Source organism: Methanobrevibacter ruminantium (assembly GCF_016294135.1).
In the GTDB taxonomy this organism is placed as follows: domain Archaea; phylum Methanobacteriota; class Methanobacteria; order Methanobacteriales; family Methanobacteriaceae; genus Methanobrevibacter; species Methanobrevibacter ruminantium_A.
Genome location: NZ_JAEDCO010000074.1, coordinates 1 through 2,841, shown reverse-complemented (window position 1 = coordinate 2,841; position 2,841 = coordinate 1). Strand labels below are relative to the sequence as shown.

Here is a 2,841-nt window from a genome sequence, read left to right as displayed (position 1 = left end):
TTTTTTAAATTATTTTATCATTGATATCATTTTAAATAATTAAAATGAGTTTAAAACAATATTAAAATTATTATATGACTTATTTTTTAATTTTAAGCAATATTTATATGTTATTTGTCAAATAAATCATTTTAAGAATAATTTTATTTGGTGATTTTATGGAATTAAATGATAAAATAATTTTTAAAGTTGCATTGGTTACATCACTTGTAGGAATTATGGGAATGCTGATTTTTGCATCTTATATTGAACCAAAGGAAATTCAAATAAAGGACATTACAAGAAACAATATTGGTGAGACTGTAGCGGTCACAGGAGTGATTGAATCGATTAAGGAGTCTTCAAGTGGAAGCTCTTGCTTTATGGAGTTGAATGATGGCACTGGGAAGATAAATCTGATTATCTTTGAATCGACATTAGTGGAGCTTAAGGATGCTGGAAATGATTTGGACAGCTTTAAGAATCATAAAGTGGAGGTAATTGGCAGCATAACAGAATACAAGTCTTCAATGGAACTTATTTTATCCAATTCAAATTCTATTAAATTGGTTTCTTAAGTGATTTTTAATAAAATATTTAAACTCTATAAACAAAAATATATTTAGATTTAAAATAATTTAAAACATTAAATATTTAATCATTTATTAATTTTATAAAGGTCATAAAATGGTAGAAAAAAGATTATTTGGTACATTTGGTGTAAGAAGAACTGCAAATGATGTATTGACTCCAGAATTTGCATCACGTCTTGCAGCAAGTTATGGATCAATTGTTCAAGGTACTGTGGCTATTGGAGGGGATACAAGAACAAGCACTCCAATGCTTAAATACGCAATCACTGCTGGATTGCTTTCCTCTGGTTGTGATGTGGTGGATTTAGGAATTCTTCCAACTCCAGCTATTCAATATGCTGTAAGGAATTATTATGATGGTGGAATTATTGTAACCGCTTCACACAATCCTCCAAAATACAATGGCCTTAAATTCGTGGATGAGTTTGGTATAGGAACTCCAGACGATATGGAAATTGAGGTTGAGAAGTTGTACTTCGACTCAGAGCCTAATAGGGCTTCTTGGGATAAGATTGGGGAATGCTTTACCAATGACACTATAATCAAGGAGTATATTGCAGAGACTATAAAAAGAGTCGATGCAGAAGCAATCAGAAACAGAAAACTTAAGGTTGTAGTCGATTGCGGTTCAGGAGCAGGTTCCTATACTGCACCTTATATCCTTAAGGAATTGGGATGTGAAGTGACAACAATCAACTGTCAAGCGGATGGATTTTTCCCAGGAAGAGACCCAGAGCCAATCGAACCAAACCTTCAGGATTTAATTGCAACCGTCAAGAATTTAGGTGCAGACATTGGTCTTGCTCATGATGGTGATGCAGATAGAACCATCTGCATTGATGAGAAAGGGAACTTCATTTTAGGAGATAAGACCTTTGCACTTGTTGAAAAGCATATGCTAAAGGAAAATGGCGGAGGCATTATTGTAACTACTGTAGCTACTTCACAAGCAATCTATGATATTGCAGAGGAGTTCGGTGGTGAAGTGATAGCTACTGCTGTTGGAGATTTGCTTGTTGCAAGAAAACTTAAGGATACTGATGGATTATTCGGTGGAGAGGAAAACGGAGGACTCATTTTCCCAGACTTTATCTATGGAAGAGATGCAGCTATGACTGTAGCTAAAATCCTTGAAATACTTGTTAAGGAAGACAAGCCATTATCCGAGCTTGTAGCAGAGCTTCCGGTTTATTATCAGGAAAAATTAAAAGTCGAATGTGCTGACGATTTAAAACAGGAAGTCATGGCAAAGATTGCAGCTGAGATCAAGGAAACAACTGATTTTGAGCTTGATACAACAGATGGGGTTAAAATCCTAAAGGATGATGGTTGGGTAATCATCAGGCCTTCAGGTACTGAACCGATCTTCAGATGCTTTGCTGAATCTGACTCCCAGGAAAAAGCTGATGAAATGGCTAGCTGGGGAATCAGTTTAGTGGAAAAATACAAAAATTAATTGAAAATTTATTTTAAATTATTGGAGACTAATTTTAATTATTCTCATTTTAATTATTCTCTAATATTTACTATTTTTTGAGAATATGATTCCAGATAACAATAAATCAAAATTGATACTTCTTTTAGTGATTATATTAGCGATAGCTATTGTTTTTTTCGGATATGCAATATCTGTCAATAATTCAAGCAGTTCTGATAATGGTGTTATTGCCAAGGGAGATAATGCTATCAATATTAATCAATCTTATCCTGATGGGCCAACAGCTGAAGCGAAAATCGACACTTCAAATGTAAACTCTGTGTTGCTTGGTGAAAATGATTTGGGGTCTGTAGAATTGTTAGGTCCTTTTGGAAACACTGATTCAGACATTAAAATAGCTTATTCAATTGGTATGCATCCATTGGAAAGCAAGGCTCATAAAGCTTTATTTGATATTGTAAATTCTAAAAGCAGTTCTTTAAATTATCGTTATTATATCTACAAAATCAATGTAACAAATTATGATACTGATGATGAAGGCAGAATGGATGGTCAGTTGCTTGCTCAGGAGTTTGTAGCTCCTCATATAATCAGCAATGATTATGACCTTTTTGTAGATGTTCACAGTAATAATGGGATGATTTCAGGAACTTATGAAGAGACTAATTTTGTCTTTGCAGTAGGTCATGATGAAAAGTCAGAAGCCTTTGTAAATAAGATCTTAAATAAAATGCCAGAGTTGGTTTACTATTTCCCAAGCGCACAGTCAAGTCCACCTTATATCACATTGCCTACAGAGCAAGCGGGAATCCCGACTGTGAACTATGAAAC

The 2,841-nt window shown here is 34.1% G+C and carries 3 protein-coding genes; all 3 read left to right on the top strand.

The features are described 5' to 3' along the window. Positions 1–158: 158 nt before the first annotated feature. Positions 159–557, top strand: a complete 399-nt coding sequence (locus tag VW161_RS08820) for an exodeoxyribonuclease VII large subunit (RefSeq protein WP_304085834.1) — start codon at positions 159–161, stop codon at positions 555–557. Positions 558–666: 109 nt separating this feature from the next. After that, positions 667–2,028 carry a phosphoglucosamine mutase gene (gene glmM / locus VW161_RS08815; protein ID WP_304085836.1) on the top strand — a complete coding sequence of 454 codons (1,362 nt, stop codon included), beginning with the start codon at positions 667–669 and terminating at the stop codon, positions 2,026–2,028. An 85-nt stretch (positions 2,029–2,113) separates the two neighbouring features. Further along, on the top strand, positions 2,114–2,841 hold a 728-nt coding region (locus tag VW161_RS08810; RefSeq protein ID WP_325192959.1), incomplete at its 3' end, for an adhesin.